General features: G+C 63.8%; 20 protein-coding genes. 6 read left to right on the top strand and 14 right to left on the bottom strand.

Features of this window, described 5'->3' with window-relative positions; all coding sequences use genetic code 11:
- The first annotated feature begins 46 nt into the window (after nucleotides 1–46).
- Both FJ443_RS12585 and FJ443_RS12580 read left to right on the top strand, forming a co-directional pair.
- A complete protein-coding gene (locus FJ443_RS12585; protein WP_140498933.1) occupies nucleotides 47–2371 on the top strand; it encodes an NADP-dependent malic enzyme in 2325 nt (774 codons plus the stop codon).
- A gap of 77 nt (nucleotides 2372–2448) precedes the next feature.
- Nucleotides 2449–3645 (top strand): DUF2865 domain-containing protein, encoded by a 1197-nt coding sequence (locus tag FJ443_RS12580; protein ID WP_140560906.1) that lies wholly within the window; start codon nucleotides 2449–2451, stop codon nucleotides 3643–3645.
- On the opposite strand, the gene gltX is transcribed toward FJ443_RS12580, so the two are convergent.
- The 5 genes from gltX to FJ443_RS12555 form a co-directional block, all read right to left on the bottom strand.
- A complete protein-coding gene (gltX, locus tag FJ443_RS12575) occupies nucleotides 3563–4936 on the bottom strand; it encodes a glutamate--tRNA ligase (RefSeq protein ID WP_140584338.1) in 1374 nt (457 codons plus the stop codon). The two genes, FJ443_RS12580 and gltX, sit on opposite strands and share 83 nt — an antisense overlap.
- Before the next feature lie 195 nt (nucleotides 4937–5131).
- Nucleotides 5132–6937 (bottom strand): ABC transporter ATP-binding protein, encoded by a 1806-nt coding sequence (locus FJ443_RS12570; protein WP_140664265.1) that lies wholly within the window; start codon nucleotides 6935–6937, stop codon nucleotides 5132–5134.
- A gap of 376 nt (nucleotides 6938–7313) precedes the next feature.
- Nucleotides 7314–7727: a GNAT family N-acetyltransferase gene (locus tag FJ443_RS12565; protein ID WP_140498941.1), complete on the bottom strand. Its 414-nt coding sequence runs from the start codon at nucleotides 7725–7727 to the stop codon at nucleotides 7314–7316.
- A 48-nt stretch (nucleotides 7728–7775) separates the two neighbouring features.
- Entirely contained in the window at nucleotides 7776–9452 is a 1677-nt protein-coding gene (locus FJ443_RS12560) for an NAD+ synthase (RefSeq protein WP_140525390.1), read from the bottom strand.
- Nucleotides 9453–9514: 62 nt separating this feature from the next.
- A complete protein-coding gene (locus tag FJ443_RS12555; protein WP_140664261.1) occupies nucleotides 9515–10231 on the bottom strand; it encodes a DNA-3-methyladenine glycosylase I in 717 nt (238 codons plus the stop codon).
- An 89-nt stretch (nucleotides 10232–10320) separates the two neighbouring features.
- On the opposite strand from FJ443_RS12555, the gene FJ443_RS12550 reads away from it, so the two are divergent.
- The gene (locus FJ443_RS12550) at nucleotides 10321–10881 is read left to right on the top strand and encodes a DUF1003 domain-containing protein (protein ID WP_140498947.1); all 561 of its coding nucleotides are present in this window, start codon (nucleotides 10321–10323) and stop codon (nucleotides 10879–10881) included.
- A complete protein-coding gene (locus FJ443_RS12545; RefSeq protein ID WP_140498949.1) occupies nucleotides 10878–11465 on the top strand; it encodes a DedA family protein in 588 nt (195 codons plus the stop codon). The genes FJ443_RS12550 and FJ443_RS12545 overlap by 4 nt, the downstream gene beginning before the upstream one ends.
- Before the next feature lie 22 nt (nucleotides 11466–11487).
- On the opposite strand, the gene FJ443_RS12540 is transcribed toward FJ443_RS12545, so the two are convergent.
- Both FJ443_RS12540 and FJ443_RS12535 read right to left on the bottom strand, forming a co-directional pair.
- Complete coding sequence (locus FJ443_RS12540; RefSeq protein ID WP_140557810.1) at nucleotides 11488–11847, bottom strand: diacylglycerol kinase; 360 nt, start codon at nucleotides 11845–11847, stop codon at nucleotides 11488–11490.
- Between the two features lie 77 nt (nucleotides 11848–11924).
- Nucleotides 11925–12344 carry a GFA family protein gene (locus FJ443_RS12535; protein ID WP_140560904.1) on the bottom strand — a complete coding sequence of 140 codons (420 nt, stop codon included), beginning with the start codon at nucleotides 12342–12344 and terminating at the stop codon, nucleotides 11925–11927.
- Between the two features lie 326 nt (nucleotides 12345–12670).
- Here FJ443_RS12535 and FJ443_RS12530 point away from each other — a divergent pair, with 326 nt between their 5' ends.
- Nucleotides 12671–13741: a diguanylate cyclase gene (locus FJ443_RS12530; RefSeq protein ID WP_140560903.1), complete on the top strand. Its 1071-nt coding sequence runs from the start codon at nucleotides 12671–12673 to the stop codon at nucleotides 13739–13741.
- 46 nt (nucleotides 13742–13787) lie between these two features.
- On the opposite strand, the gene FJ443_RS12525 is transcribed toward FJ443_RS12530, so the two are convergent.
- From FJ443_RS12525 to FJ443_RS12515, 3 genes are all read right to left on the bottom strand, one after another.
- Entirely contained in the window at nucleotides 13788–15161 is a 1374-nt protein-coding gene (locus FJ443_RS12525; RefSeq protein WP_140515265.1) for a 3-deoxy-7-phosphoheptulonate synthase class II, read from the bottom strand.
- A gap of 137 nt (nucleotides 15162–15298) precedes the next feature.
- Nucleotides 15299–18796, bottom strand: a complete 3498-nt coding sequence (gene mfd / locus FJ443_RS12520) for a transcription-repair coupling factor (protein WP_140664258.1) — start codon at nucleotides 18794–18796, stop codon at nucleotides 15299–15301.
- An 11-nt stretch (nucleotides 18797–18807) separates the two neighbouring features.
- Nucleotides 18808–19095 (bottom strand): succinate dehydrogenase assembly factor 2, encoded by a 288-nt coding sequence (locus FJ443_RS12515; RefSeq protein WP_140498959.1) that lies wholly within the window; start codon nucleotides 19093–19095, stop codon nucleotides 18808–18810.
- Between the two features lie 92 nt (nucleotides 19096–19187).
- On the opposite strand from FJ443_RS12515, the gene recG reads away from it, so the two are divergent.
- A complete protein-coding gene (gene recG / locus FJ443_RS12510) occupies nucleotides 19188–21296 on the top strand; it encodes an ATP-dependent DNA helicase RecG (protein ID WP_140515263.1) in 2109 nt (702 codons plus the stop codon).
- Here recG and FJ443_RS12505 read toward each other — a convergent pair.
- From FJ443_RS12505 to FJ443_RS12490, 4 genes are all read right to left on the bottom strand, one after another.
- On the bottom strand, nucleotides 21248–22000 hold the full coding sequence (locus FJ443_RS12505; protein ID WP_140557815.1) for a DUF502 domain-containing protein: 753 nt from the start codon (nucleotides 21998–22000) through the stop codon (nucleotides 21248–21250). The genes recG and FJ443_RS12505 overlap by 49 nt on opposite strands.
- Before the next feature lie 93 nt (nucleotides 22001–22093).
- Nucleotides 22094–23917: a glutamine--fructose-6-phosphate transaminase (isomerizing) gene (gene glmS, locus FJ443_RS12500; protein WP_140560900.1), complete on the bottom strand. Its 1824-nt coding sequence runs from the start codon at nucleotides 23915–23917 to the stop codon at nucleotides 22094–22096.
- 174 nt (nucleotides 23918–24091) lie between these two features.
- Nucleotides 24092–25450 carry a bifunctional UDP-N-acetylglucosamine diphosphorylase/glucosamine-1-phosphate N-acetyltransferase GlmU gene (gene glmU / locus FJ443_RS12495; protein WP_140557818.1) on the bottom strand — a complete coding sequence of 453 codons (1359 nt, stop codon included), beginning with the start codon at nucleotides 25448–25450 and terminating at the stop codon, nucleotides 24092–24094.
- Between the two features lie 157 nt (nucleotides 25451–25607).
- Entirely contained in the window at nucleotides 25608–26354 is a 747-nt protein-coding gene (locus FJ443_RS12490) for a cytochrome c biogenesis CcdA family protein (RefSeq protein WP_140664254.1), read from the bottom strand.
- Nucleotides 26355–26605: the final 251 nt, after the last annotated feature.

Genomic DNA, 26605 nt, shown 5'->3' with positions numbered 1-26605 from the left:
GCCGCATGCTAAGAAGGCGGCACGCAGGATCGCAGGGAGGCCCGGAATGAACGGCGAGAGCAAGAAAACGGCACGTTCGGACCTCGACGAAGCCGCGCTCTACTTCCACAAGCACCCGACGCCGGGCAAGCTCGAAATCCAGGCCACCAAGCCGCTCGGCAACCAGCGCGACCTGGCGCTCGCCTATTCGCCCGGCGTGGCGGCCCCTTGCCTCGAAATCCGCGACGATCCGGCGACCGCGGCCGACTACACGGCGCGCGCCAATCTGGTCGGCGTCGTTTCCAACGGCTCGGCCGTGCTCGGCCTGGGCAATATCGGCCCGCTCGCTTCCAAGCCGGTCATGGAAGGCAAGGCGGTCCTGTTCAAGAAATTCGCCGGCATCGACGTCTTCGACATCGAGATCGACGCGCCCGAGATCGAGCGCATGGTCGAAACGGTGGCGGCGCTGGAACCGACATTCGGCGGCATCAACCTCGAGGACATCAAGGCGCCGGAATGCTTCGAGGTCGAAGAGCGACTGAAGGCCCGGATGGGCATACCGGTTTTCCATGACGACCAGCACGGCACCGCCATCATCGTCGCCGCCGCAGTGCTCAACGGCCTGGAATTCGCCGGCAAAACCATTGCCGACATCAAGATCGTCACTTCGGGCGCGGGTGCGGCGGCATTGGCCTGCCTCAACCTGCTGGTCTCGCTCGGCGCCAAGGTCGAGAACATCTGGGTCACCGACCGTTTCGGCGTCGCCTATAAGGGGCGCACGGATGAGATGGACCGCTGGAAAGACCCTTATGTGAAGGACACGGAGGCGCGCACGCTGGCCGACGTCATATCGGGCGCAGACGTGTTCCTCGGGCTTTCGGCCGCCGGCGTGCTGAAGCCGGAATTGCTCCAGCACATGGCGCCGAAGCCATTGATCCTGGCGCTGGCCAATCCCAATCCGGAAATCATGCCGGAAGTGGCGCGGGCGGCGCGCCCCGACGCGATGATCTGCACGGGCCGGTCCGATTTTCCAAATCAGGTCAACAACGTACTGTGTTTTCCTTACATCTTCCGCGGCGCGCTGGACTGTGGCGCCAGCGCCATCAATGAGGAGATGAAGATGGCCGCGGTGCGGGCCATCGCCGCCCTTGCCCGCGAAGAACCTTCGGATGTCGCCGCGCGCGCCTATTCCGGCGAGACGCCGGTGTTCGGACCCGAATTCCTGATCCCCTCGCCCTTCGATCCGCGCCTCATCCTGCGCATCGCCCCGGCCGTCGCCAAGGCGGCCTGCGACACCGGTGTCGCGACAAGGCCGATCAGCGACTTCTCCGCCTATATCGACAAGCTCAACCGCTTCGTCTTCCGCTCCGGCCTGGTGATGAAGCCGGTGTTCTCGTCGGCCAAGGCGTCGAGCGCCAAGCGCGTCATCTATGCCGACGGCGAGGACGAGCGCGTGCTGCGCGCCGCGCAGGTGGTTTTGGAGGAAGGCATCGCCGAGCCGATCCTGATCGGCCGCCCGCACGTCATCGAGGTGCGCTTGAAGCGCTACGGACTGCGCATCAAGCCGGGCGTCGACTTCGGCCTGATCAACCCGGAGGACGATCCGCGCTACCGCCACTATGTCGACCTCCTGATCGAGCTGGCCGGCCGGCGCGGCGTGACGACGGAGGCTGCGCGCACCATGGTGCGCACCGACAACACGGTGATCGCGGCCCTCGCATTGAAGCGCGGCGACGCCGACGCCATGGTCTGCGGCCTCGAAGGGCGTTTCGAGCGGCACCTGCGCAACGTCACGCTGATCATCGGGCCACGAACCGGCATCAAGGACCGGGATCTGTCGACGCTGTCCATGCTGATCTCGCAACGCGGCATCATCTTCCTGACCGACACCCATGTTTCTGTCGACCCCACCGCCGACGAGATCGCCGAAATGACCGTGCTGGCGGCCGAGGAGATCCAGCGCTTCGGCATCGAGCCCAAGGCGGCGCTGCTGTCGCATTCGGATTTCGGCTCGCGCGATTCGCCGAGTGCGCTCAAGATGCGGCAGGCGGCGGCGATCCTGGCGCGCATCGCGCCCGAGCTGCAATGCGACGGCGAGATGCATGCCGATTCCGCGCTGTCGGAACATCTGCGCCAGCGCGTCTATCCGCATTCGCGTCTGAAGGGCGAAGCCAATCTCCTGGTGTTCCCCAACCTCGATTCCGCCAACATCACGCTGACCGCGCTCAGGACCATGATGGATGCCCTGCATGTCGGCCCGATCCTGCTCGGCACCGACAAGCCGGCGCATATCCTGACGCCCTCGGTGACTTCGCGCGGCGTCGTCAACATGACAGCGCTGGCGGTGGTCGAGGCCGCCCACAAGGCGCAGGCTGTCGTCGATCTGGGCTGAACGCCGATTCGGGGGTAAACTGCGGTTTAACCACGAGCACGTAGCGTGCGGCGAACAACCAAGCAGGGTTTCGGCGGATGATGGGCAAAGGGTGGAAGCAGGCGCATCTCGCCGTGCTGCTTGGCCTGCTGCTTTCGGGCGCCGCCGTCTCCGAGCCGCAGGCCGCCTCGCGTGTCTGCCGCCAGCTCGAGACCGATCTTGCCGCGACCTCGCGCGGCAGTGGCGGTCCGGCCCTGATCCGGAAATATGACGCCGCGATCGACCGGCAACGCGAGCAGATTTCAAAGGCGCGCGGCCAGTCCAGCAGCGCCGGCTGCGGCTTCTCTCTATTCAGCCGCAATGTCAGCCAATGCGCTGGGTTCAACGCCACCATCGAGCGCATGAACGCCAATCTCGATAGCTTGCAGGCCAAGCGCGCCCGCCTCGCCGGCGGCGGTTCGCGGCGCGATCGCGCACGCATCCTGGCCGCGCTCGACACCAATGGCTGCCGCGAGGACGCGGTGGCGCCCCGCCGCGAACTCTTGCGCGAAGCGAAACGGGAACAAGGCAACGGCAATCTGTTCGACCAGCTGTTCGGCGGCGACACACGCCGGCTTGATACGCTCGACCAGTCTGACGATCCCGACGAGGAGCGCAATATCCGCCGCGTGCCGGGCCGGTCCGGCATACCGGATTTTCCGGGCGTCGGCGGCGAGTTCCGTACCACCTGCGTGCGCACCTGCGACGGCTACTTCTTTCCGATGTCGAATGCCGCCTCGGTCGGCGATTTCGAGCGCGACCAGAAGAACTGCGAATCGAGCTGTCCCGGCACCGAGATCCAGGTCTTCTATTCGCGCGGCATGGGCGACGATTCAGCCGACATGACATCGTCGGTCACCGGCCGACCCTACAGCGAACTGCCGACGGCCTATCTTTACAAGCAGCCCAACCTGTCGCGGCCGCCGGCCTGCGGCTGCAACGCCGCGCAGAACTTCCAGATCATCGGCGGCAATCCGCCAAGCCAGCAACAGTCGCGGCCGCAAACGGAGGGCGCCCCGTTCATTCCGGTGCCTGCCTCCAAACCCGATCCAGGTGCCGATCCCGAGACGCTGGCAAACGCCGCAGGCGGGCTGGACCGCGACGCCATCAAGCGGCTTGCGGTCAAACCGGTCACATCGCCGGTCTCGACGCTGCCGCCGGAACAGCGGAAGGTCAGGGTCGTCGGGCCAACGTTCCTTCCCGACCCATCAGCGGCAATAGATCTGCAAGCTCCGGTCCCGAAGTCAGTCCGGTAAGGGCGAGCCTCAGCGGCATGAACAGCGCCTTGCCCTTGCGGCCGGTCGCTTCCCTGATCTTGGCCGTCCAGTCCTTCCAGACGGTCCCGTTCCAAGGCTCCTCGGGCAGCAGATCGATGGCCTGGTGAAGAAAATCTCGATCGGCGTCGGAAAATTCCGGCTTCTCCTGCGGCCCTTCGCGCAGGATGCGCCACCAGCCGACAGCATCGGCCAGCCTGTCGAGATTGCCGCGCACAGCCAGCCAGAACGGTTCCGCCTGCTCGCCCGATATGCCGAGCACCACCAGCCGATTCTGCGCTTCGGAGAACGGCATTTGGTGCAGCAGCGTCCGGTTGAGCACGAAAAGCTCGTCCGGGTCGAACTTTGCCGCCGACTTCGAGGTCGCCGCCGGGTCGAAACGGCTGGCGAGTTCGGTCAGGTCGTGCGCGGCGGCGACATTCTCCGACGTGCCGACGAGCACGGCCAGCGATGCGACCGCCATCGGCTCGATGCCGTCCTCGCGCAGGCTTTCGATGGAGAGTGCGCCGGTGCGCTTCGACAGCCCCTCGCCCGAAACGGTGGTCAGCAGATTGTGGTGGCCGAATTCCGGCGGCTCGGCACCCAGCGCCCGGAACAGCGCGATCTGCACGCCGGTGTTGGTGACGTGGTCGTCGCCGCGGATGACATGGCTGACGCCCATCTCGATATCGTCGACAACGGATGGCAGCGTATAGAGATAGGTGCCGTCCTCGCGCACCAGCACCGGGTCCGACAGCGAGGCGAGATCGACGGTTTCCTGCCCGCGCACCAGGTCGTTCCAATGGATTTCGGTGCGCTCCGGCTGCTGCGGATCGCCGGTGAAATTGGGCAGCAGGAAGCGCCAGTGCGGCCGGCGGCCATCGGCCTGATATTCGGCGATCTGTTCCGACGTCAGCGTCAGCGCTTCGCGGCCATAGACCGGCGGCAGGCCGCGCGTACGGCGCACCTTGCGCCTGAGGTCGAGCTCCTCCGGCGTTTCATAGCAGGCATAGAGAACGCCCGCCGCCTTCAGCCGCTCGACCGCCGCGTCATAGATCTCGAAGCGACGCGACTGGTATTCGGTGGTGTCGGGAAAGATGCCAAGCCAATGCAGGTCGTAAAGGATGGCGTCGGAAAATTCCTGCTTCGAGCGCGCGACATCGGTGTCGTCGAAGCGCTGGATGAAGCGCCCCTTATGGTTCATGGCGAACAGCCAGTTGAACAGGGCGGTGCGCGCATTGCCGATATGGATGCGGCCTGTCGGCGAAGGGGCGAAACGAACGGTAACTGTCATGAGCGGGGCGTACCGGATGCTTTTGTGATTGACAAGACGCGCCCCCGTGCCGTGCCGCAGACATAGAACATGGCGCAAGCAATGAAAAGACTTGGCGGACGCGGCTCCGCCAGCAACCGCATGTCCCGCGCCGCCCGCCCGTCAGGCCGCCGGCGCCTGATGGGATGGCCTCCGGGCCAGAGCCGGAGGCCCCGATCAGGTGACAAGTCCCTTGGTCAATTCGAGCGCCTGGCGCTCGAACAGGCGGCGGTAGATGCCGCCCGGCAGCCGGATCAGCGCGTCATGCGAGCCTTCCTCGGCGATCTTGCCGCGATCGAAGACCAACAGCCTGTCGAGCGCCCGCACCGTCGAAAGCCGGTGCGCGATGACCAGCGTGGTGCGGCCGACCATCAGCCGCTCCATCGCCTGCTGGATCAGCACCTCCGATTCTGAATCGAGGCTCGACGTCGCCTCGTCCAGGATCAGGATGCGCGCATCGGCGAGGAACGCGCGTGCGATCGCCACGCGCTGGCGCTCGCCGCCCGACAGCTTCACGCCGCGCTCGCCGACGAGCGTGCCGTAGCCCTTCGGCAGGTTGACGATGAAGTCGTGCGCGCTCGCCAGCTTTGCCGCGTGCTCGATCTCGGCCTGCGTGGCGCCGGGTCGGGCATAGGCGATGTTTTCGGCCAGAGAGCGGTGGAACAGGATCGGCTCCTGCTGCACGATGGCGATCTGCGCGCGCAGCGACGCCTGCGCCACCTCCGAAATGTCCTGGTCGTCGATCAGGATCCGGCCGGCGTTCACGTCATAGAGCCTCTGGATCAGCTTGACGAAAGTCGTCTTGCCCGACCCGGAATGGCCGACCAGCCCGACCCGCTCGCCCGGCGCGATATCGACCGAGAAATCGCGATAGAGCGGCGAACGGTGACTGCCATAATGGAAGGTGACGTCGTCGAAGGCGATGCCCCCTTGCGTGATGCGGATCGGTCCGGCGCCGGGCCGATCCTCGATGCCGAGCGGTTCGGACTGGAAATCGACCAGTTCCTCCATGTCGTTGATCGAGCGCTGCAGGTTGCGGATATGCGTTCCGATATCCCTGAGATAGCCTTGCAGGACGAAGAAAGAAGTCAGCACGAAGGCGACGTCGCCGGCCGTTGCCTGCCCCCACGACCACAGCATCAGCGCCAGGCCGATGACCGCCGCTCTCATCACCAGCAGCAGCACCCCTTGCGTGGTGCCGTTGATGGTGCCGCGCACCCAGGTGCGCCGCGTGCGGGCACGCCATTTGGCGACGACCTTGGCAAGCCGGTTCTCCTCGCGCTCCTCGGCGCCAAACCCCTTGACCACGGCGTTGCAGCTCACCGCGTCGGCCAGCGAGCCGCCAAGGCGTGTGTCCCAGGTGTTGGCGAGCCTGGCCGCCGGCGCGACATAGCCCAGCGACAGCATCGCCGTGACGGCGATGAACAGCACCGAGCCGGCGGCGACAACCGCTCCCATCAGCGGCCAGAACCAGCCCAGCAGCAGCGTCGAGCCGACCAGCGTGACGACCGACGGCAGCAGCGCGATCAGGATCGTGTCGTTGAGCAGGTCCAACGCCCACATGCCGCGCGTCACCTTGCGCACGGTCGATCCGGCGAAGCTGTTGGCGTGCCAATCGGTGGAAAAGCGCTGGACACGATGGAAGGCGTCGGCGGCGATGTCGGCCATCATCTTCAGCGTCAGTTCGACGATACCCATGAAGGCCAGATTGCGCAGGACGACACCTGCCAGCGCCAACGCCATCAGCATGGAAAACGCGGTCATCGCGGCATTCCAGGCGATCTCGTCGGCGCCGGCGCTGCTGGCGACGGCATCGACCAGCCGGCCGGAATAGAGCGGCGTCAGCACATCGGCCAGCGTCGACAGCAGGAAACCAGCCATGATCAGCGAAAGCCGCCAGGGCTGGCGCCGCCAGTGGGTGAAAGTAAAGCCAAGAACGCTGCGAAAGGCGCTCGCGCGCAAATCGATTCGAAAACGAGCCATGATGTCATTCGGGCGCAAAAAGCCCGATCCCGGTAAGGTCGAAAATGAAAAAACCGCGCAAGGGGCTCAATGCCCGGGAATGCGGAGGTTCGGTTATGAATGGCCGCTTGCCCGAAGGCGGCGACCGGCATCGGCAAAGGCCTGTTCTCGATCCGGCTCCGTTCCGAGGGTGAAAACCCTGCGGCGCGCCGGTCGGGACCTAGGCTTCGCGGCCTCGCATAACGATGTCAAATCCTGGCATTCGGTCCTCCCTAAAGGGAATCGCGGAGAGGCCCTTATAGAGATGCCTCATCGCATCGCCAAGGCTGGCGGTCACCAAAAACGGCATCTGGTCCAAGCACTGGGATAAATTTGCAACAACGGCAATGGCGCTTGGTCAGCGGATCGGCTTACGATCGAGGCGCATGTACCGGCCATCGGTCGATGCCTTGAATCCCAGTCTTTCATAAACCCCATGCGCGTCGCTGGTCGACAGGCTCCAGTGCGAAACGCTACCGAGCTCGGGGTGATCGATCAGCGCCTGCACCAGCCGCGAGCCGATGCCCTGCCCGCGATGCTGCGGCCAGACGATGATATCGGCCAGATAGGCAAACACTGTGCGGTCGGTGATCGCCCGGCCGAAGCCGACCTGTTTACCTTCGACATAAGCGCCGACGCAGAGCGAATTCGCGAAGGCGCGGCGGTGGGTCTCGTCACTGCGCCCGCCGCCCCAATAGCTTGCCATCAACAGGTCGGATGTCGCCCTGAAGTCGATCCGTGACAGGTCGAAGCTGATTTCACACTCAGGCATCGCTACCCTCGCCTGCGGCATGACGCGAATTTTCGGCCGGAACGGTGTCTAGCCGCGATCCCTGAACCGGTTGGTGATGGGATAGCGACGGTCGCGGCCGAAATTCTTCCTAGTGATCTTCACGCCGGGCGCCGCCTGCCGGCGTTTGTATTCGGCGACGTAGAGCAGGTGCTCGATGCGCGTCACCGTCGCCCGGTCATGGCCGCGCGCGACGATGTCGTCGACGCCCATCTCGTTCTCGACCAGGCATTCGAGGATGTCGTCCAGCACCGGATAGGGCGGCAGCGAATCCTGATCGGTCTGGTTCTCGCGCAGTTCCGCCGACGGCGCCTTGTCGATGATGTTCTTCGGGATCACCTCGCCCGACGGTCCGAGCGCGCCCGGCGGCACGTGGCTGTTGCGCCAGCGCGACAGTGCATAGACCTGCATCTTGTACAGGTCCTTGATCGGATTGAAGCCCCCATTCATGTCGCCATAGAGCGTGGCATAGCCGACCGACATCTCGCTCTTATTGCCTGTCGTAACCACCATCGAGCCGAATTTGTTGGAAATCGCCATCAGGATGGTGCCGCGCGCGCGGCTCTGCAAGTTCTCCTCGGTGATGCCTTCCTTGGTGCCTTCGAAAAGCTGCGTCAGCGCATGAAGGAAACCTTCGACCGGCTCGAAGATCGGCACGATGTCATAGCGGCAGCCGAGTGCGCGGGCACAGTCTTCAGCATCCTTGAGCGAATCCTTCGACGTATAGCGGTAAGGCATCATCACCGCGCGCAGCCGCTCCTCGCCCAGCGCATCGACGGCAAGGGCCGCGCAGATGGCCGAATCGATGCCGCCCGACAGGCCGAGCACGACGTTCTTGAAACCGTTCTTGTTGACGTAGTCGCGCAAGCCCAGCATGCAGGCGCGGTAGTCGGCCTCCTCCCGTTCGGGGATCTTCGACATCGGTCCTTCCGAACAGACCCAGTTTTCGCCTTGTCTCCTCCAGGTGGTGATGTCGACCGCCTCCTCGAACTGGCTCATCTGGAAAGCAAGCCGCTTGTCGGCACCTATGGCAAACGACGCGCCGTCGAAGATCAGCTCGTCCTGGCCGCCGAGCTGGTTTGCATAGATCATCGGCAGCCCGCATTCGATAACCTGGCGGATGACGACCTGGTGGCGCACATCGATCTTGGCGCGGTAATAGGGCGAGCCGTTCGGCACCAGCAGGATTTCCGCGCCGCTCTCGGCCAGCGTCTCGCAGACGCCGATGTCGCCCCAGATGTCCTCGCAGATCGGGATTCCCAGACGCACGCCGCGGAAATTGACGGGCCCCTGGATCTCCGGTCCGGCCTGGAAGACGCGCTTCTCGTCGAACTCGCCATAATTCGGCAGATCGACCTTATAGCGCTCGGTGATGATCTTGCCGCCATCGGCGAAGACGATCGAGTTGTGGGTGCCGGTCTTGCGCTTCAGCGGCGTGCCGATGATGACGCCGGGACCGCCATCGGCGGTGTCGGCGGCAATCTCCTGCGCGGCCCGCTCGCAGGCCTTCAGGAAGGCCGGCTTCAGCACCAGATCCTCAGGCGGATAGCCGGCGAGGAAAAGCTCGGTGTAGAGCACGAGATCGGCGCCTTGACGCGCGGCATCCGCCCTCGCCTCGCGGGCCTTGGCGAGATTGCCGGCAACGTCGCCGACTGTCGGATTGAGCTGGGCAACGGCGATGCGCAGTATGTCGGGCTTCTTGGTCATGCTGCTGACTTAGCGCGGCAAAATTCGCCCCGCAATGGCGTTTGCTTGGGCCAATTTCGACATCAGTCGTTGCCCATATAGTCGCGCAGCGCCTGCGGCGAATGGTTCTCCCCGATCGACATCGCCAGGATGCGCGAAATGTGCCGGCGCGGCAGGCCGGTATCCGCAACCCAACGGTTGACCTGGGCCTGGATCTTGTCGAGATCCTTCTTCGACGTCGGGCTTTCGGCGATATCGAGCCCGGCATCGCGAAGGGCGGCCGCCATGTCGGCCGAAATGACGAAGGCGTCCCAACCCAGCCAGCGCAGGAAATACTGGCCGGTATTGCCGCCGAGCCGGCTGCCATGCTTGCCGAGATAGGCCATCAGCCCGACCTGGTCGTCGGCGGGCCACTCGGCGAGGAATGTGCCGAAGCCGCCATGCTCTTTTGACACGCGCTCGACGAAGGCAGCGTTGTCGCGAACGGATTTGATCTTCTGCGGATTGCGCACGATGCGCTGGTCGGATGCCAGTTCATGCCAGAAATCGTCAGGCTGGAACAGCAACCGCTTCGGCTCGAAGCGCAGGAACGCCTCTTCGAATCCGGGCCATTTCTGCTCGATGACGCGCCAGACGAAACCGGCGGCGAAGACGCACTCGGCCATCGTCGACAGGATACGGTCATCGCCGATGTCGGCCACGGCGGCGTTGTCGGGAATCGGCCCGAGCAGCGAGACCAGTTCCTCCTCGCCGCCCTTGCGCTTTGCGGCGCGAGCGCGAATTTTCATGAAGTCGACCATAAGTCCCTCCGGTTCCCATCAAATCTAGCACTTCCCGCGCGGGCCGGCAGCCTCTACGTCTATCGCCAGCCAAGCCCTTGGAGACGGCCATGAACAAGACAATCGACGATCTGGCGAACCGCTGGCTGAGACGAAAGCCGGACGGTCTCAGCGCCCTGGAGAACCGGGTGCTGCAGTCGACGCTCGAGCGCACAACGATCTCCAGGGACACCAACAAGGCCGTCGCCTTCCACCAGACCTTTGGCGACCGCCTTGCCGATAGCATCGCCCGCATTGGCGGTTCCTGGTCGTTCATCCTTGGCTTCATTGCCTTCCTGATCGTCTGGACATCAGCCAATGCCTGGCTTCTGGCGCGCGACGCCTTCGACCCCTACCCGTTCATCTTCCTCAATCTCGTCCTGTCCATGGTCGCGGCGCTGCAGGCGCCGGTGATCATGATGGCGCAGAACCGCCAGACCGAGCGCGACCGCATCGATGCCGCCCACGACTACGAGGTCAATCTGAAGGCCGAGATCGAGATCATGGCGCTGCATGAAAAGCTGGACGAAATGCGCCACGGCCAGATCATCGGCATGCGCGACGAGATCGTGCGGCTGACCGAACTGGTCAAGCGGATCGACGAGAGGCTGTCGCAGCAATCGCCGTCATGAGCGACGCGATCCATCATTTCATCGAACAATACGGGCTGATCGCCGTTTTTCTGGGCTGTGTCGCCGAGGGCGAGAGTGCCGCCATACTCGGCGGCTTCTTCGCCCATCAGCATATCTTCGTCCTCTGGCAGACTGTCGTCGTGGCAGCGCTTGGGGCCTTCGCCGGCGACACCTGCTTCTTCATCCTGGGGAGAAGTTTCGCGGACCATCGCTATGTCGTCGGGTTGCGCAAGCGGCCCGGCTTCCGCCGCGCCTATCGTCTGCTCAACACCCATCCCAACATCTTCGTGCTGTCGAACCGCTACGTCTATGGCATGCGCCTGGTCGGTGGCATCGCGGCCGGCCTGTCGAACATCGCAGCACCCCGCTTCATCGTCTTGAACGCCATTTCCTCGGCGGTCTGGGCGGTGCTGTTCAGCACCATCGGCTATGTCTTCGGGTTGGGCGCCGAGCATTTCATCGGCCAGGCGCTGCTTCGCCATGAGCGGATATTGGTGGGCCTGGCTATCGGCCTGGCCGTGGCCGTACTCGCCTGGCTCATCGCCCGCCATTTCGCCCGAAAGGAACGTGCCAGGGAAAACTGACCGCCGGCCGGCGGTCGAAAGCTCAGATCGGCAGCCCGACGATACGCTCGATGATCGCGATGCCCCAGACGCCGGCGACGATCGCCACGGAGATCAGTACCGCCAGCGAACCGCAGTCCTTGGCCAGCTGGATGTCGACATTGAATTCGCGGCTAAAGGCATCGCAGGCCGCTTCGATGCCGGTGTTCAGCACCTCGACCATGATCAGGAGCAGCACCGCGCCGATCAGCAGCGCGTAGCCGCGCCACGACACCGAAACGAACCAGCCGATCGGAAGGGCAAGGGCGAGCAGCGCCAGCTCCTGCTGGAAAGCTTTTTCAGTTGCAGCCAGCTTGCGGAACGCCCGCAGCGAGTTGAAATAAGCGTCGATCAGCCGCTGCATGCCAAACCCCTTTGCGAATCACCGGCACGGGATAAAGCAATGGCCCGATCAATGGAATAAGCTGGCTCGCCCAAAATTCATTCGTCGGCGACCTTCACCGATGGGGTCGACTTCTCGAATTGAGGCAGCGCGTCGTCGATCGAATAATAATCGCCCTTGTCACCCACGAATATGTGGCATTGGCCCTTGAGGCCTGTCGGTTCATCGAACGATCCCGCCAGAACCGAAACATAGGCGTCGTCCCGCGGTTTCCAGAAAAGCAGCGATCCGCATGTCTTGCAAAAACCGCGCCCGGCGAAGGCGGACGCCTCATACCAGGTGATGTTGTCGGCGCCGTCGATATCGATATTGGCGTCCGGGACATTGGTTGCGGCATAGAAATGTCCACTCTGCTTGCGACATTGCGAGCAATGGCAATAGATGACGCCGCGCAACGGCCCTCGTGTCCTGAAGCGAACCGCTCCGCAGAGACACGATCCCGTATGATTTTCACTCATCGCACCATCCCAAAAGAAATCGCTGCTGACAGGATCCCAGCTTTTCGGTGGCTGCGCGCAAGAAAATGCGACATGCATTTGGCGCGCTCGGGAATTGTTTGTTCACGGATGAAGGCGTGTAAAGCCGGAATCAGCGAAAAACAGGCCGGATTCAGCGGATTAAGGAAACTTTAGCGCTGCTGCATCTATGATCCTCGCAAGCGAAAGTCGTGAGTGGGGACGCGCCTTCTTCGCAAGATGGACTGGAATGGCCAGCGTTCCCCAGGTCGGCGACATTGGATGCCTGCGAATGCCGCAGCGTGTTCCCGGGGAAGAGTGAACAGAACATGCAGCCGGCAGCCGCCCAGAGCGAACGAAGCACCGATATTGCGAGCACTGTCCTGGCCACAATGCGCCAGCTCGGCGTGCTCGGCCTGCCACGCAATTACGAGATCTTCTACGAGGCCTTGAGCGGATCCAATCGCGAGCTCAGCCTTGCCGTCGTGTCGCTGAGCGGCCGACCGACACAGGACGACCTCGACCGGATCGGACGCGCCTTCTTTGCCCAGAACCATGGCTCCGGCATCGTCGAGCACGCCAGGGAAGTCATCGCCAATGAACTTGAGGACATCGCTTCGCTGCTGAGGAGCGAGCGCAGCCACATCGAGAAATACGGCAGGATCCTCAACGAAACGTCGAGCGGACTCGGCAGAAACAGCCTGCTGTCGCCGGATGTTCTGCAGAAGATCGTCAACGCCATGGCGGTCGCCACCAATTCGACGATCGATCATGGCCGGCAAGTTGCCTCGACGCTCAGCGACAAGACCGCGGAACTGGAAAGCGTCAAGTCGAAGCTCGAGGAATACAAGCGCCTGGCCGACACCGACCCCCTCACGCAAATCTGGAACCGTCGCGCCTTCGACAAGGAAATCACCAGGATCTACAACAGCAACAAAGGCATCCTGTTCAACGCATTGATCCTCGCCGACATCGATCGGTTCAAGGACATCAACGACAGGTACGGCCATCCCGTCGGCGACAAGATCCTCCAGATCATCGCCGATATATTCCAGACCAGCATTCGCGCCGACATGTTCGTCGCCCGCACCGGCGGCGAGGAATTCGCGCTGATCGTCGAGGGCGCAAGCGAGGACGCCACCTACGAAATCGCCGAACGCATTCGCGCGCTGATCGAGCAGTCGCCTTTCACCAGCAGCCAGACCGGCATGAATTACGGCACCGTCACCGTCTCGATGGGCATCTGCATGGCATCCGAAGCCGAGGGCCCTGAAGACCTCTACAGCAAGGCAGACCGGGCGCTTTACCGCTCAAAGGTCAGCGGACGTAACCGCGTGACCAGGCATTCGACGATGGCGGGCCGCGCCGGCAAGAGCTGGCTGCTCTACAAGCAAGACTGATTTTTCGGCAGGAAGCGCTTTTCCTGTGAACTGCTTTGGACGGGGGTCAGCCGTTGGCGACCTGCTTGTGTTGCACCGGGTGGCTTTTCTTGAGCAGGTCCGACACCAGGAACGCCAGTTCGATGGCCTGGTCGGCATTGAGGCGCGGGTCGCAATGGGTGTGATAGCGGTCCTGCAATTCCTCGGCGGTGATGGCGCGGGCACCGCCAGTGCATTCAGTCACGTTCTTGCCGGTCATCTCGACATGGATGCCGCCCGGATGCGTGCCTTCGGCGCGGTGCACCTCGAAGAACGTCTGCACCTCCTTCAGGATGCGGTCGAACGGCCGCGTCTTGTAGCCGGCCGCCTCGATCGTGTTGCCATGCATCGGGTCTGACGACCAGACGACGCTACGGCCTTCCTTCTGCACCGCCCGCACCAGCTTCGGCAGATGCTCGGCGACCTTGTCGGAACCGAAGCGCGCGATCAGCGTCAGCCTGCCTGGCTCGTTCTCGGGGTTGAGCAGGTCGATCAGTTCCAGCAAGCCGTCCGGCGTCAGCGACGGGCCGCATTTCAGGCCGAGCGGGTTCTTGATGCCGCGGCAATATTCGACATGCGCATGGTCGGGCTGGCGGGTGCGGTCACCGATCCAGATCATGTGGCCAGACGTCGCGTACCAGTCGCCGGAGGTCGAATCGACACGCGTCAGCGCTTCCTCATAGCCGAGCAGCAGCGCCTCGTGGCTGGTATAGAAATCAGTCTCGCGCAGCGCGAAATTGGTTTCGGAGGTGATGCCGACCGCGCGCATGAAATCCATCGTCTCGGTGATGCGGTTGGCAAGCGACTCGTATTTTTCGGCCTGCGGGCTGTCGGAGACGAAGCCGAGCATCCAGCGATGCACATTCTCCAGGCTGGCGTAGCCGCCCTGCGCGAAGGCGCGCAAAAGATTGAGCGTTGCCGCCGACTGACGGTACGCCATTTCCTGGCGGGCAGGATCGGGAATGCGCGACTTGAGGTCGAATTCGATGCCATTGATGATGTCGCCGCGATAGCTCGGCAGCGTCACCTCGCCCTTGGTCTCGTTGTCGGACGAGCGTGGCTTGGCGAACTGGCCCGCAACGCGGCCGATCTTCACCACCGGCTGCGCACCGGCGAAGGTCAGCACCACCGACATTTGCAGGAAGACGCGGAAGAAGTCGCGGATGTTGTCCGCGCCATGTTCGGCAAAGCTCTCGGCGCAGTCGCCGCCCTGGAGCAGGAACGCCTCGCCGGCGGCAACGCTGGCCAGTTGCTTCTTCAGCTTGCGCGCCTCGCCGGCAAAAACCAGCGGCGGAAAGGTGGCGAGCTGGGCCTCCGTGTTCTTCAGCGCGGCAAGGTCCGGATAAGCAGGGACCTGCTTGATCGGCTTTGCCCTCCACGAATTCGGCGACCATTTCGTCATCGCTGCACCCAACGCTCTTTCCGGCGAGCACCCTCGCCCGCCATTTCCAGCCCCCTATGTGGGGTGGCGGCTCCATACACGAAGCCGATTTCCTATTCTAGACCGGAATTTCAGCGCTGGCGAATGGTGCGGACCGGCTACGCCGCCTTCTCCACCAGCCGCGCCAGTTGCGTCATGACGACAGCCGATCCGGCCAAACGCTTTTCCGCCGTTGGCCAGTCGCGGGTGAAGACGACGCTTTGGTCGGGTCGGATCTTGGCCAGCGAGCCCTGCTCGCCGATGAACTTGACCAATCCGACCGGGTTGGGGAATTCGCGCTTGCGGAAATGGATGACGACGCCCTTCGGCCCGGCGTCGAGCTTCTCGACATTGGCCTTGCGGCAGAGCGCCTTGATGAAGACGATCTTGAGGAGATGCTTCACCTCCTCCGGCATCGGGCCGAAACGGTCGATCAGCTCGGCGCCGAAAGCATCGATTTCCTCGGTGCTCTCGAGGTCGCCGAGACGCCGATAGAGCGCCAGCCTGAGCTGCAGGTCCGGCACATAGCTCTCCGGGATCATCACCGCCGTGCCGACGGCGATCTGCGGCGACCAGCCGCCATCCAGCACCTCGCCGGAATCCTTCACCTCCGCGACCGCCTCCTCCAGCATCTGCTGGTAGAGCTCGAAGCCGACTTCCTTGATGTGGCCGGACTGCTCTTCGCCGAGCAGATTGCCTGCGCCTCTGATATCGAGATCGTGGCTGGCGAGCTGGAAGCCGGCGCCCAGCGTGTCGAGCGACTGCAGCACTTTCAGTCGACGTTCGGCGGTGTCGGTCAGCTTGCGGTTGGCCGGCAGTGTGAACAGTGCGTAGGCGCGCACCTTCGAGCGCCCGACACGGCCGCGCAACTGATAGAGCTGCGACAGGCCGAACATGTCGGCGCGATGAACGATCAGCGTGTTGGCGGTCGGGATGTCGAGGCCGGATTCGACGATGGTGGTCGACAAGAGAACGTCGTACTGGCCGTCGTAGAAGGCGTTCATGATGTCGTCGAGTTCGCCCGGCGGCATCTGGCCATGGGCCACCGCCACCTTCAGTTCCGGCACGGATTGGTTCAGGAAATCATGGATTTCCGCCAGATCGCTGATGCGCGGCACGACATAGAAGGAATGGCCGCCGCGATAACGCTCGCGCAACAACGTCTCGCGAATGACCAGCGGATCGAAGGGCGAGATGAAGGTGCGCACCGCCATGCGGTCGACCGGCGGCGTGGCGATCAGCGACAGTTCGCGCACGCCGGTCAATGCCAGTTGCAGCGTGCGCGGGATAGGCGTCGCCGACAGCGTCAGCACGTGGACGTCGGTCTTCAGGTCCTTCAGCCGTTCCTTGTGCTTGACGCCAAAATGCTGCTCTTCATCGATGATCAGGAGGCCGAGATTCTTGAACGAGATCGCGCTGCCGAGCAGCGCGTGGGTGCCGACCACGATATCCACCGTCCCTTCGGCAATGCCCTTCTTGGTCTCTGCCAGATCCTTTGCGCCGACCAGCCGCGATGCCTGGGCGACGCGGATCGGCAGGCCGGAAAAGCGCTGCGAGAAGGTCTTGAAATGCTGGCGGGACAACAGGGTTGTCGGCACGACGACCGCCACCTGGAACCCTTCCATCGCCGCGATGAAGGCGGCGCGCAGCGCCACCTCGGTCTTGCCGAAACCGACATCGCCGCAGATCAGCCGGTCCATCGGCTTGCCGGCCGCCAGATCGTCCCTGACGGAATCGATCGCCGTCTGCTGGTCATCGGTCTCCTCATAGGGGAAGCGCGCGGCGAACTCGCCATAGAGGCCTTCCGCCGGCACCAGCGGGGGTGCAGCGCGCATCTGCCGTTCGGCGGCGATGCGGATCAACTGCCCGGCCATGTCGAGCAGGCGTTTCTTCAGCCGCGCCTTGCGCGATTGCCAGGCGCCGCCGCCGAGTTTGTCGAGTGTCGCCTCGGCTGTATCGGAGCCGTAGCGCGACAGGAGCTCGATGTTTTCCACCGGCAGGAACAGCCGGTCGTCGCCGGCATAGTGGATTTCCAGGCAATCATGCGGCGCCCCGACGGCTTCGATTGTGCGCAGGCCGATGAAGCGGCCAATGCCGTGGTCGGCATGGACGACGATGTCGCCAGCCGACAGGGCCGAGGCTTCGGCAATGAAGTCGGACGCGCGCTTCTTGCGCTTGGAGCGCCGGATCAGCCGGTCGCCCAAAATGTCCTGTTCGGCGACGACGACCAGTCTTTCGGTCTCGAAACCGGATTCCAGCGGCAGCACGGCCAATGCCGCCTGCCCCGGCTCGAGTTTCTCCGCCTCCGCCAAGGTCGCCACCGGCGCAAGATTGCCCAGACGATGTTCGGCGAGAATTTGGCCGAGCCGGTCGAGCGAGCCCTCGGTCCAGCCGGCGACAATGACGCGGCGGCGTGCCGCGCGTTCGTCGGCGATGTGCTTCACCGCCACGTCGAAGACATTGACGTTGGGGTCGGCGCGCTCTTCCGCGAAGCTGCGGCCATGGCGCGAGCCGGCGTGGAAGACCTTTCTTGCTCCCGCATCCGGTGCGTCGAAGGCGGTGAAGTCGATCGCTTCGCGCGGTCCGAGAGAAGCGACGAGATTTTCCGGCGAGAGGTAAAGCAGGTCCGGCGCCACCGGCTTGTAGGGCACCGCGTCCTTCAGCGCACCTTCGGCCTGCTTTTTGCGCGCCTCGTAGTGATCGAGGATCAGCGTGTGGCGTTCGGCAAGCGCTTCATGCGCCAGATGGTCGAAAACGACAGGCGTGTCCGGCAGATAGTCGAACACGGTCTCCAACCGCTCGTAGAAGAACGGCAGCCAATGTTCCATGCCCGCGAAGCGCCGGCCTTCGCTGACCGCGGCGTAAAGCCCATCGTCCCGCGACGGCGCGCCGAACGCTTCGATATAGGCGCGGCGGAAGCGGCTGATCGTCTCGGGCGTCAGCGCCACCTCGCTCATCGCCTGCAGCGCCATGGACTTGCGCTGCCCGGTGGTGCGCTGCGTGGCCACGTCGAAGACGCGGATCGATTCCAGCGTATCGCCGAAAAAATCCAGCCTCAGCGCCTCGGTCCAGCCAGGCGCGAACAGGTCAAGGATGCCGCCGCGCACGGCGAACTCGCCGATGCCGCGCACCGTCGGCACCCGCTCGAAGCCCGATGTCTCCAGCCGCGACACCAGCGCGTTCATATCGATCTGGTTGCCAGGTTTGGCGTGAAAGGTCTGCGCCTCGATGAGATCCGCGGGCGGAATGCGCTGGAGCAGCGCATTGGCGGTGGTGAGAATGACGGCGCGATGCGGCTTCCTCGCCAGCGCGATCATGGCGGCGAGCGCGTCGAGCCGCCGGGCGGCCGCATCCGAGCCGGGCGAGACGCGGTCATAGGGCAGGCAGTCCCAGGCGGGCAGTTCCAGCACGGGCAGGCCGGGAGCGGCAAAGGCCAGCGCCTCTGTGATTGCCGGCAGGCGCTGCCCGTCGCGCGCCACGAACAGCACCGGCTTGTCGGGCGCGATCTCGCGCGCCGCCTGCACCAGCGCGAAGGCTTCATAGCCGTCGGCGACGCCGTCGACGATGAACTGGCCGGCACGGCCTTTCGGCAAGCCGATGGTGGGAATGAGGCTCATGGAAGCGTTCTTCAAAAGGTCATTGTCCGGCGTGAAGCCATGATTTTTTGCAGGACCGCACAATCAATTTCGGCGGGAACAGGACGTTCGCCGGTGATCAAGGGCAGGAACTCGGTGTCGGGAATATCGAGGAGCTTTTCATATTGGTCGATTTCATCGCCGGTCAAGGCGCCGATCTCAGCATCGGCGAAGGTGCCAAGGATAAGGTCCATCTCGCGCATGCCGCGGTGCCAGGAGCGAAACAAGAGCTTGCGGCGGCGGGCGTCGAGCCCCTCGCTTGATCGTTTCGTTCCCGTCATTGTGCCGCATCCTCGCTTGCTGCGGCGCATATAGCGTGGATAGAAGAGGCTGTCAGCCTTGCGCTGCAGCCGTCGCGACATAAGCTGACATCATGCGTCCTTCCATCCTTGACCCGCTTTTCGTCCCGATCACGTCGCTCGCCGGTGTCGGGCCGAAGGTCGGTGCGCTGATCGAAAAAGTCGTCGCGGCCGATCTCGGCGACCGAGCGGCGCGCGCCGGCGATCTTCTGTTCGTGCTGCCGCATACCGTCATCGACCGCCGCAACCGGCCGGGCATTGCCGGCTCGGCCGAAGGCGCCATTGTCACGCTCGACCTGCGCATCGACCGCCACCAGCCGCCGCCGCGCGGCAACAGGTCGGTGCCTTACCGGGTCTACGCCCATGACGATACCGGCGAAGTGGCGCTGACCTTCTTCCACGCCCATGCTGCCTATCTGGAAAAATCGATGCCTGTGGGCGAGCATGTCGTGGTCTCCGGACGCATGGAATGGTTCAACGGGCGCCCGACCATGGTCCACCCGGATCATATCGCCTTGGCCGGCGACGCCGAAAACCTGCCGCTGGTCGAGCCGGTCTATCCGCTCACGGCGGGGCTGTCCGCCAAGGTGCTGCGCCGCGCCATCGGCCAGGCGCTCGGCCGTCTGCCGGAACTGCCTGAGTGGCAGGATGGTGCTTTCATGCGCCGCCAGAGTTTCCCGTCTTTCGGTGACGCGCTGGCCCGCATCCATCATCCCGCGGACCCGATCGATGTCGCCATCGAAGGCGCCGCATGGCGGCGCCTCGCCTATGACGAGTTGCTGGCGGGCCAGGTGTCACTCGCCCTGGTCCGGTCGAGGGTCCGCAGGCTGTCCGGCCGGCCGCTCACCGGCGACAGCCGGATCGTCGACAAGCTGCGCGCGGCCCTGCCCTACACATTGACCGCGTCCCAGGAATTCGCGCTCGCCGAAATCAATGCAGACCTCGCCGACCCCGAGCGCATGCTGCGCCTCCTGCAAGGCGACGTCGGCTCCGGCAAGACGGTCGTTGCGCTCCTGGCCATGGCGCGTGCCGTCGAGGCTGGCGGCCAGGCTGCCCTAATGGCGCCGACCGAAATCCTGGCGCGCCAGCATCTGGCGACGATCGCCCCTTTGGCGGAACGGGCAGGCATGCGCACGGCCATCCTCACCGGTCGCGAAAAGGGCCGCGAACGCGCCGAAACGCTGGCGGGACTGGCCGGCGGCGAGATCGACATCGTCATCGGCACGCACGCGCTGTTCCAGGAAACGGTGGCGTTCCACGATCTTGTCCTTGCCGTCGTGGACGAGCAGCATCGCTTCGGCGTTCACCAGCGGCTTGCCATCACCGCCAAGGGCGACGCGCCAGACATGCTGGTGATGACGGCAACCCCCATTCCGCGCACGCTGGTGCTGACCGCCTTCGGCGACATGGACGTCTCCAAGCTGACGGAAAAGCCGGCCGGCCGGCAGCCGATCCGCACCGTCACGCTGCCGCTTGAGCGGCTGGACGAACTCGTCGATCGCATGGTGGAAGCGGTGGCCGGCGGCCAGAAAATCTACTGGATATGCCCGCTTGTGGAAGAATCCGAAGAGATAAAGCTGATGTCGGCCGAGGACCGCTTTGCTTCCCTGAAGCCGCTGTTCGGCGACCGGATCGGCCTCGTCCACGGCCGCATGAAGGGCGCCGAGAAGGACGAAGCGATGCGCGCCTTCAAGCAGGGCGAGACACGTATCCTGATTGCCACAACCGTCATCGAGGTCGGCGTCGACGTGCCGGACGCGACCATCATGGTCGTCGAACACGCCGAACGTTTCGGCCTCGCCCAGCTGCACCAGTTGCGCGGCCGCGTCGGGCGCGGCGACAAGCCTTCGTCCTGTGTATTGCTCTACAAGGATCCGCTCGGCGAAACGGCCAAGCGGCGCCTGTCGGTGATGCGCGAGACCGAGGATGGCTTCGTGATCGCCGAGGAGGACCTGAAGCTGCGCGGCGAAGGCGAATTGCTTGGCACCCGTCAGTCCGGCACGCCGGGCTTCCAGGTCGCGCGCATCGAGGCGCATGCGGACCTGCTCGAAGCGGCCCGCGATGACGCAAGACTGATCCTGTCGCGTGATCCGGACCTGCAGACCGAGCGCGGCGAAGCGCTGCGCCTGCTGCTCTACTTGTTCGGCCGCGACGAGGCGGTGCGGCTCCTGCGGGCGGGATAAGGCCCGAGCGGCGGATTGGCCAGGGTGCCCGTGATCGGCTCGCCATTCAGCATCACCAGCTTCGTTTTCACCTCCGGCGCCACCAGCCCGGCCGAGACGATCAGCTTGGCGCCATCCTCGATCGTCATGTCGAGCAGCACGATGTCCGATTTCGGCACATACATCAGGAAGCCCGTCGTCGGATTGGGCGTACAAGGCATGAAGACAGCGGTCAGCGGATCGCCTTCCTGGTCAAGCTTCTGGTTGATCTCGGTTTCCTTCTCGCTGGCCACGAACACCAGCGACCACACCCCCTTGCGCGGATATTCGACCAAGCCGACCTGGCGGAACATGTCACCTTTGTTCGACAGCACGGTTTCGAAAATCTGCTTCAGCGAGCGATAGATGCCCCGCACCAGCGGCATTCGGCCAAGCAGGCGCTCGCCGAAATTGACGATGGCGCGGCCGACGATATTGGCGGTCATGAACCCGATCAGCGTGATCAGGACAAGCGCCACGATCAGCCCGAACCCCGGAACCGGGAACGGCAGATAGGTATCGGGACTGTAGCGTGCCGGAATATAGGGTTTGACCCAGGAATCCACCCAACCGATGAAGGACCACGCGATATAGGCGGTGATCGCCAGCGGCGCGCAGACGACGAAGCCTGTGAGGAAATAGTTCCTCAGCCGGGTCATGCCGGAGGTCTTGAGAGCATCTGACATGGTTCACCGGGGCGCGAGTTGCAGCGCAAACATTAGTGAACCGGAAGGTGCTTTGGAACTGCGAAGTTTTTAAAGCACCTGTTTAAAAAACGCCTACTCCACCGTCACCGATTTCGCCAGATTGCGCGGCTGGTCGACGTCGGTGCCCATGAAAACGGCGGCGAAATAGGCCAGCATCTGGATCGGCAGCGCGTAGATGATCGGCGAGATGATTTCCGGCACGTCCGGAAGGATGATCGTCTCCATCGTCTTCACGCTCGCCTGCGCGGCGCCCTTGGCGTCGGTGATCAGGATGATCTTGCCGCCGCGCGCCGCCACTTCCTGCATGTTGGACACCGTCTTCTCGAAGATGCGGTCATGCGGTGCGATGACGATGACCGGCATGTTCTCGTCGATAAGCGCGATCGGGCCATGCTTCAACTCGCCCGCGGCATAGCCCTCGGCGTGGATGTAGGAGATCTCCTTGAGCTTCAGCGCGCCTTCCATGGCGAGCGGGAAATTGGTGTCGCGTCCGAGATAGAGCACGTCCTTGTAGCGCGACAGGTCCCGCGCGATCCGTTCGATCTGCTCTTCGAGTTTGAGCACCTGGTTGGCATAGCGCGGCGCCTCGGAAAGCGCCCGCACCAGCGACTTTTCCTCGTCCCGCGAAATCGTGCCGCGCGCCACGCCCGCCCGGACGGCTAGCGAGGCCAGCACCGACAACTGGCAGGTGAAGGCCTTGGTCGAGGCGACACCGATCTCCGGCCCGGCCAGCGTCGGCAAGATGACGTCGGATTCGCGCGCCATGGTCGATTCCCGCACGTTGACGACGGCGCCGATCTTCATGCCGGCCTTGCGGCAATAGCGCAGCGAGGCCAGCGTGTCGGCGGTCTCGCCCGATTGCGAGATGAAGAAGGCGGCGTCGTTCTTCGACAGCGGCATTTCGCGGTAGCGAAATTCGGAGGCGACATCGATGTCGACCGGGAGCCGAGCGTAGCGCTCGAACCAGTATTTGCTGATCAGTCCGGCGAGATAGGCGGTACCGCAGGCCGAAATCGCCAGCCGGTTAATCGTAGCAAAGTCGAACGGCAGGTCGAGCGGCTTGGAGACGCCGGAAACAAAATCGACATAATGCGCCAGCGTGTGCGAGATCACCTCCGGCTGCTCATGGATTTCCTTCTCCATGAAGTGGCGGCGATTGCCCTTGTCGACCATGAAGCTGGTCGAGAGCGACTGCTGGCGCTTGCGGTCGACCTTTTCGCCGTCAATGTCGAAGATGGCGACACCGCTGCGGCGCACCACCGCCCAGTCGCCGTCTTCCAGATAGGTGATCGAATTGGTGAACGGGGCAAGCGCGATGGCGTCGGAGCCCAGGAACATCTCGCCGTCGCCATGGCCGACCGCCAGCGGCGGGCCGTTGCGGGCGCCGACGATGAGGTCCTCGTCGCCCGTGAACATGATCGCCAGCGCAAAGGCGCCTTCCAGCCGCTTGAGCGCCTTGTGCGCGGCATCGACCGGCTTCAAGCCTTTGGCGACTTCCCGCGCCACCAGATGCGCGACGACCTCGGTGTCGGTCTGCGACGAGAAGGAATAGCCGTCGCGGATCAGTTCGTCGCGCAGCTCGGCGAAATTTTCGATGATGCCGTTGTGGACGATGGCGACGCCATTGGAAAAATGCGGATGCGCGTTGGTCTCGTTCGGCACGCCATGCGTGGCCCAGCGGGTGTGACCGATGCCGATCGTGCCGTCGAGCGGCTCGTCCTTCAGCCTGCGCTCGAGATTGACCAGCTTGCCTTCGGCGCGGCGGCGGCCAAGCGCCCCCTTCTCTATGGTGGCGACGCCGGCCGAATCGTAGCCTCGATATTCAAGCCGCTTCAGCGCATCGACGATGAGCGGCGCAACCTGCGAATGGCCGACAATTCCAACGATACCGCACATGCAGACAGTCCCCAATCCCCGGCAGAACCCGGCGCTATCTACGGATTGCCGGGCTCTCGCGAAAGTTACTTTGCGTTTCGTTCCGTGTAATGGGAACAGTCTCGTACGCATGCATCATGACACAGCGCACTTGCAATCCAGTTACTGCAATCGTTCAGTTTTTGAAGACCGGTTTTACCTCTTTTTGGCAACCGCGGCCGACGCGAAGCGCTCGCGCAATTCCTTGCCTTTGCCGGGGATCGTCTTCTGGCGGGCACGCCCGAAGGCCAGCGCATCGTCGGGCACGCTTTCGGTGATGACGCTGCCCGAGGCGATATAGCCGCCCTTGCCAATGGTGACCGGCGCGACAAGCGAGGAATTCGATCCGACGAAGGCGCCCTCGCCGATATCGGTGAAGTGCTTCAGATAGCCGTCATAATTGCAGGTGATCGTGCCGGCGCCGATGTTGGCCCCGGCGCCCACCCGCGCGTCGCCGATATAGGTCAAATGGTTGACCTTGGCGCCCTCCTCGATGACGGCCTGCTTGACCTCGCAGAAATTGCCGACCTTGGCTTTCTGTTTGAGATCGGCGCCCGGCCGCAGCCGCGCGAAGGGGCCGACATCGCAATGAGCGGCGACGATGGCGCCTTCGATATGGCTGAAGGCGTGAATCCTGGCGCCGCCTGCAATCTTCACACCCGGCCCGAACCAGACGTTCGGCTCGACAATGGTATCGGCGCCGATCTCGGTGTCGTGCGAGAAATACACCGTTTCTGGTGCGATCAGCGTCACGCCCGAAAGCATCGCTTCCTGCCGGCGGCGTGCCTGCCAGATGCCTTCGGCCTGCGCCAGCTCGGCGCGGTTGTTGATGCCGAGCGCATTCTCGAAGCTGGCTTCGGTAGCGACGACATCGAGGCCCTGGTTGCTGGCAAGCTCGACGATATCGGTGAGATAGTATTCGCCCTTGGCGTTCCTGTTGCCGACGGCGTCGAGCAATTTCATCGCCTGGCTGCCGGCAATCGCCATCAGCCCGCCATTGCAGAAGGTGATCTTCTTCTCCTCGTCGGAGCAGTCCTTTTCCTCGCGGATGGCGACGAGCTTGCCACCTTTTTCGATCAGGCGGCCATAGCCGGTGGGGTTCGCCGTGCGGAAGCCGATGACCACGACGGCAGCACCTTGCGCCAGCTTCAGGCGCGCGGCCGTGAGGGCGTCCGGATCGATCAGCGGCGTATCGCCGAACATGACGAGGATATCGTCGTAACCTTTTGATATAGCAGCGCGCGCGGCAAGCACCGCATGCGCAGTGCCGAGGCGCTTTTCCTGCACGAAAGCCTCTACCTCCGGCGCGAATTTCTGCGCCGCCTTGCGCATCTCCTCGGCGCCGTGGCCGATCACCAGCGCAAGGTCGCCGGCGCCCGCTGCCTCGGCCGCCTTGACCACATGCGCGACCATCGGCAGCCCGGCGATCTGGTGCAGCACCTTGGGCAGCGCGCTCTTCATGCGCGTGCCTTCGCCGGCGGCGAGGATGACGGATAGGCATGTTCTCTGGTTCATGGAAGGACAACCATAGGAAAAGCGTTGGGAATCAAATTATGCTAGCAGTGGGCGCCATGCTGCACCAATGCGGTTAAATTCCGGTGAGATGGTGAGCAGCCGACTCTTAATCAGCGGGTCACAGGTTCAATCTTGTGCGCACCCGATACCGACAGCCTTATCCCAGCCGGCCCAGCAGCGGAAAATTCTCCAGCAGCCAATACGACACGGCCTGCACCCCGCCGGTGAGGAAAAACACGCCGGCGACGACCAGCAATGCGCCGATCGCCTTCTCGACGCGGCCGAGATGGACGCGGAATTTGCCGAGGAAACGCATGAAGGCGCCGGAAAACAGTGCCGCGATCAGGAATGGGATACCGAGGCCGAGCGAATAGGCGGCGAGCAGCAATGCGCCTTCGCCCACTGTCTCGCGGCCGCCGGCCAGCGTCAGGATCGGCCCCAGCACCGGGCCGATGCACGGCGTCCAGCCGAAGGCGAAGGCCTGTCCCATGACATAGGCCGCAACCGCGCTTGCCGGTTTGCCCTGCGACTGGAAACGCGCCTCGCGCGATAAAAGCGGAATGCGCAGGATGCCGAGGAAATTCAGCCCCATCAGGATGATCAGCACGCCGGCGCCCATTGCCAGCGGCTCCTGCCAGACGCGCAGAAGGCGGCCGATGGTCGAGGCGCCGGCGCCCAGCGCGACGAACACGGTCGAGAAGCCGAGCACGAATGCAATCGAGGAATAAAGCAGCGCGGTGCGGGCGCCGGCTTTGGCTGCCGCTCCGGCATTACCGCGAAAATCGTCGACCGACACGCCGGCCATGTAGCAGAGATAGGGCGGCACGAGCGGCAGCACGCAAGGCGACAGGAACGAGATCGCCCCTGCCCCGACCGCGCTGACATAGCCTATATCGAGTGCCATTCCAGAACTCCGACTTTACGGCGCCGATATAGCGACGCCCGGGGCCCTCTGCCAATCACCATTGTGTTGGCATGCCCGGGAATAAACGTCGGTGCCTGCGCGTTGATCGAGCGAGGCCGCGATTGCCGCGCATCCTCGGATCAGCAGGGAGATTTCGATGAAAACCGTGACACTAGGGTTGGCCGCGCTTTTGCATCCGGTCAAGGGGAAGCGGCCAAATTGCAAGAGTGCCGGCAGCAATACACTCTAAG

It is taken from the genome of Mesorhizobium sp. B2-6-1, from assembly GCF_006440475.1.
Classification (GTDB): Bacteria; Pseudomonadota; Alphaproteobacteria; order Rhizobiales; family Rhizobiaceae; genus Mesorhizobium.
The sequence above is the reverse complement of the archived record's forward strand: the minus strand, read 5'-3'. Positions and strand labels throughout refer to the sequence as shown.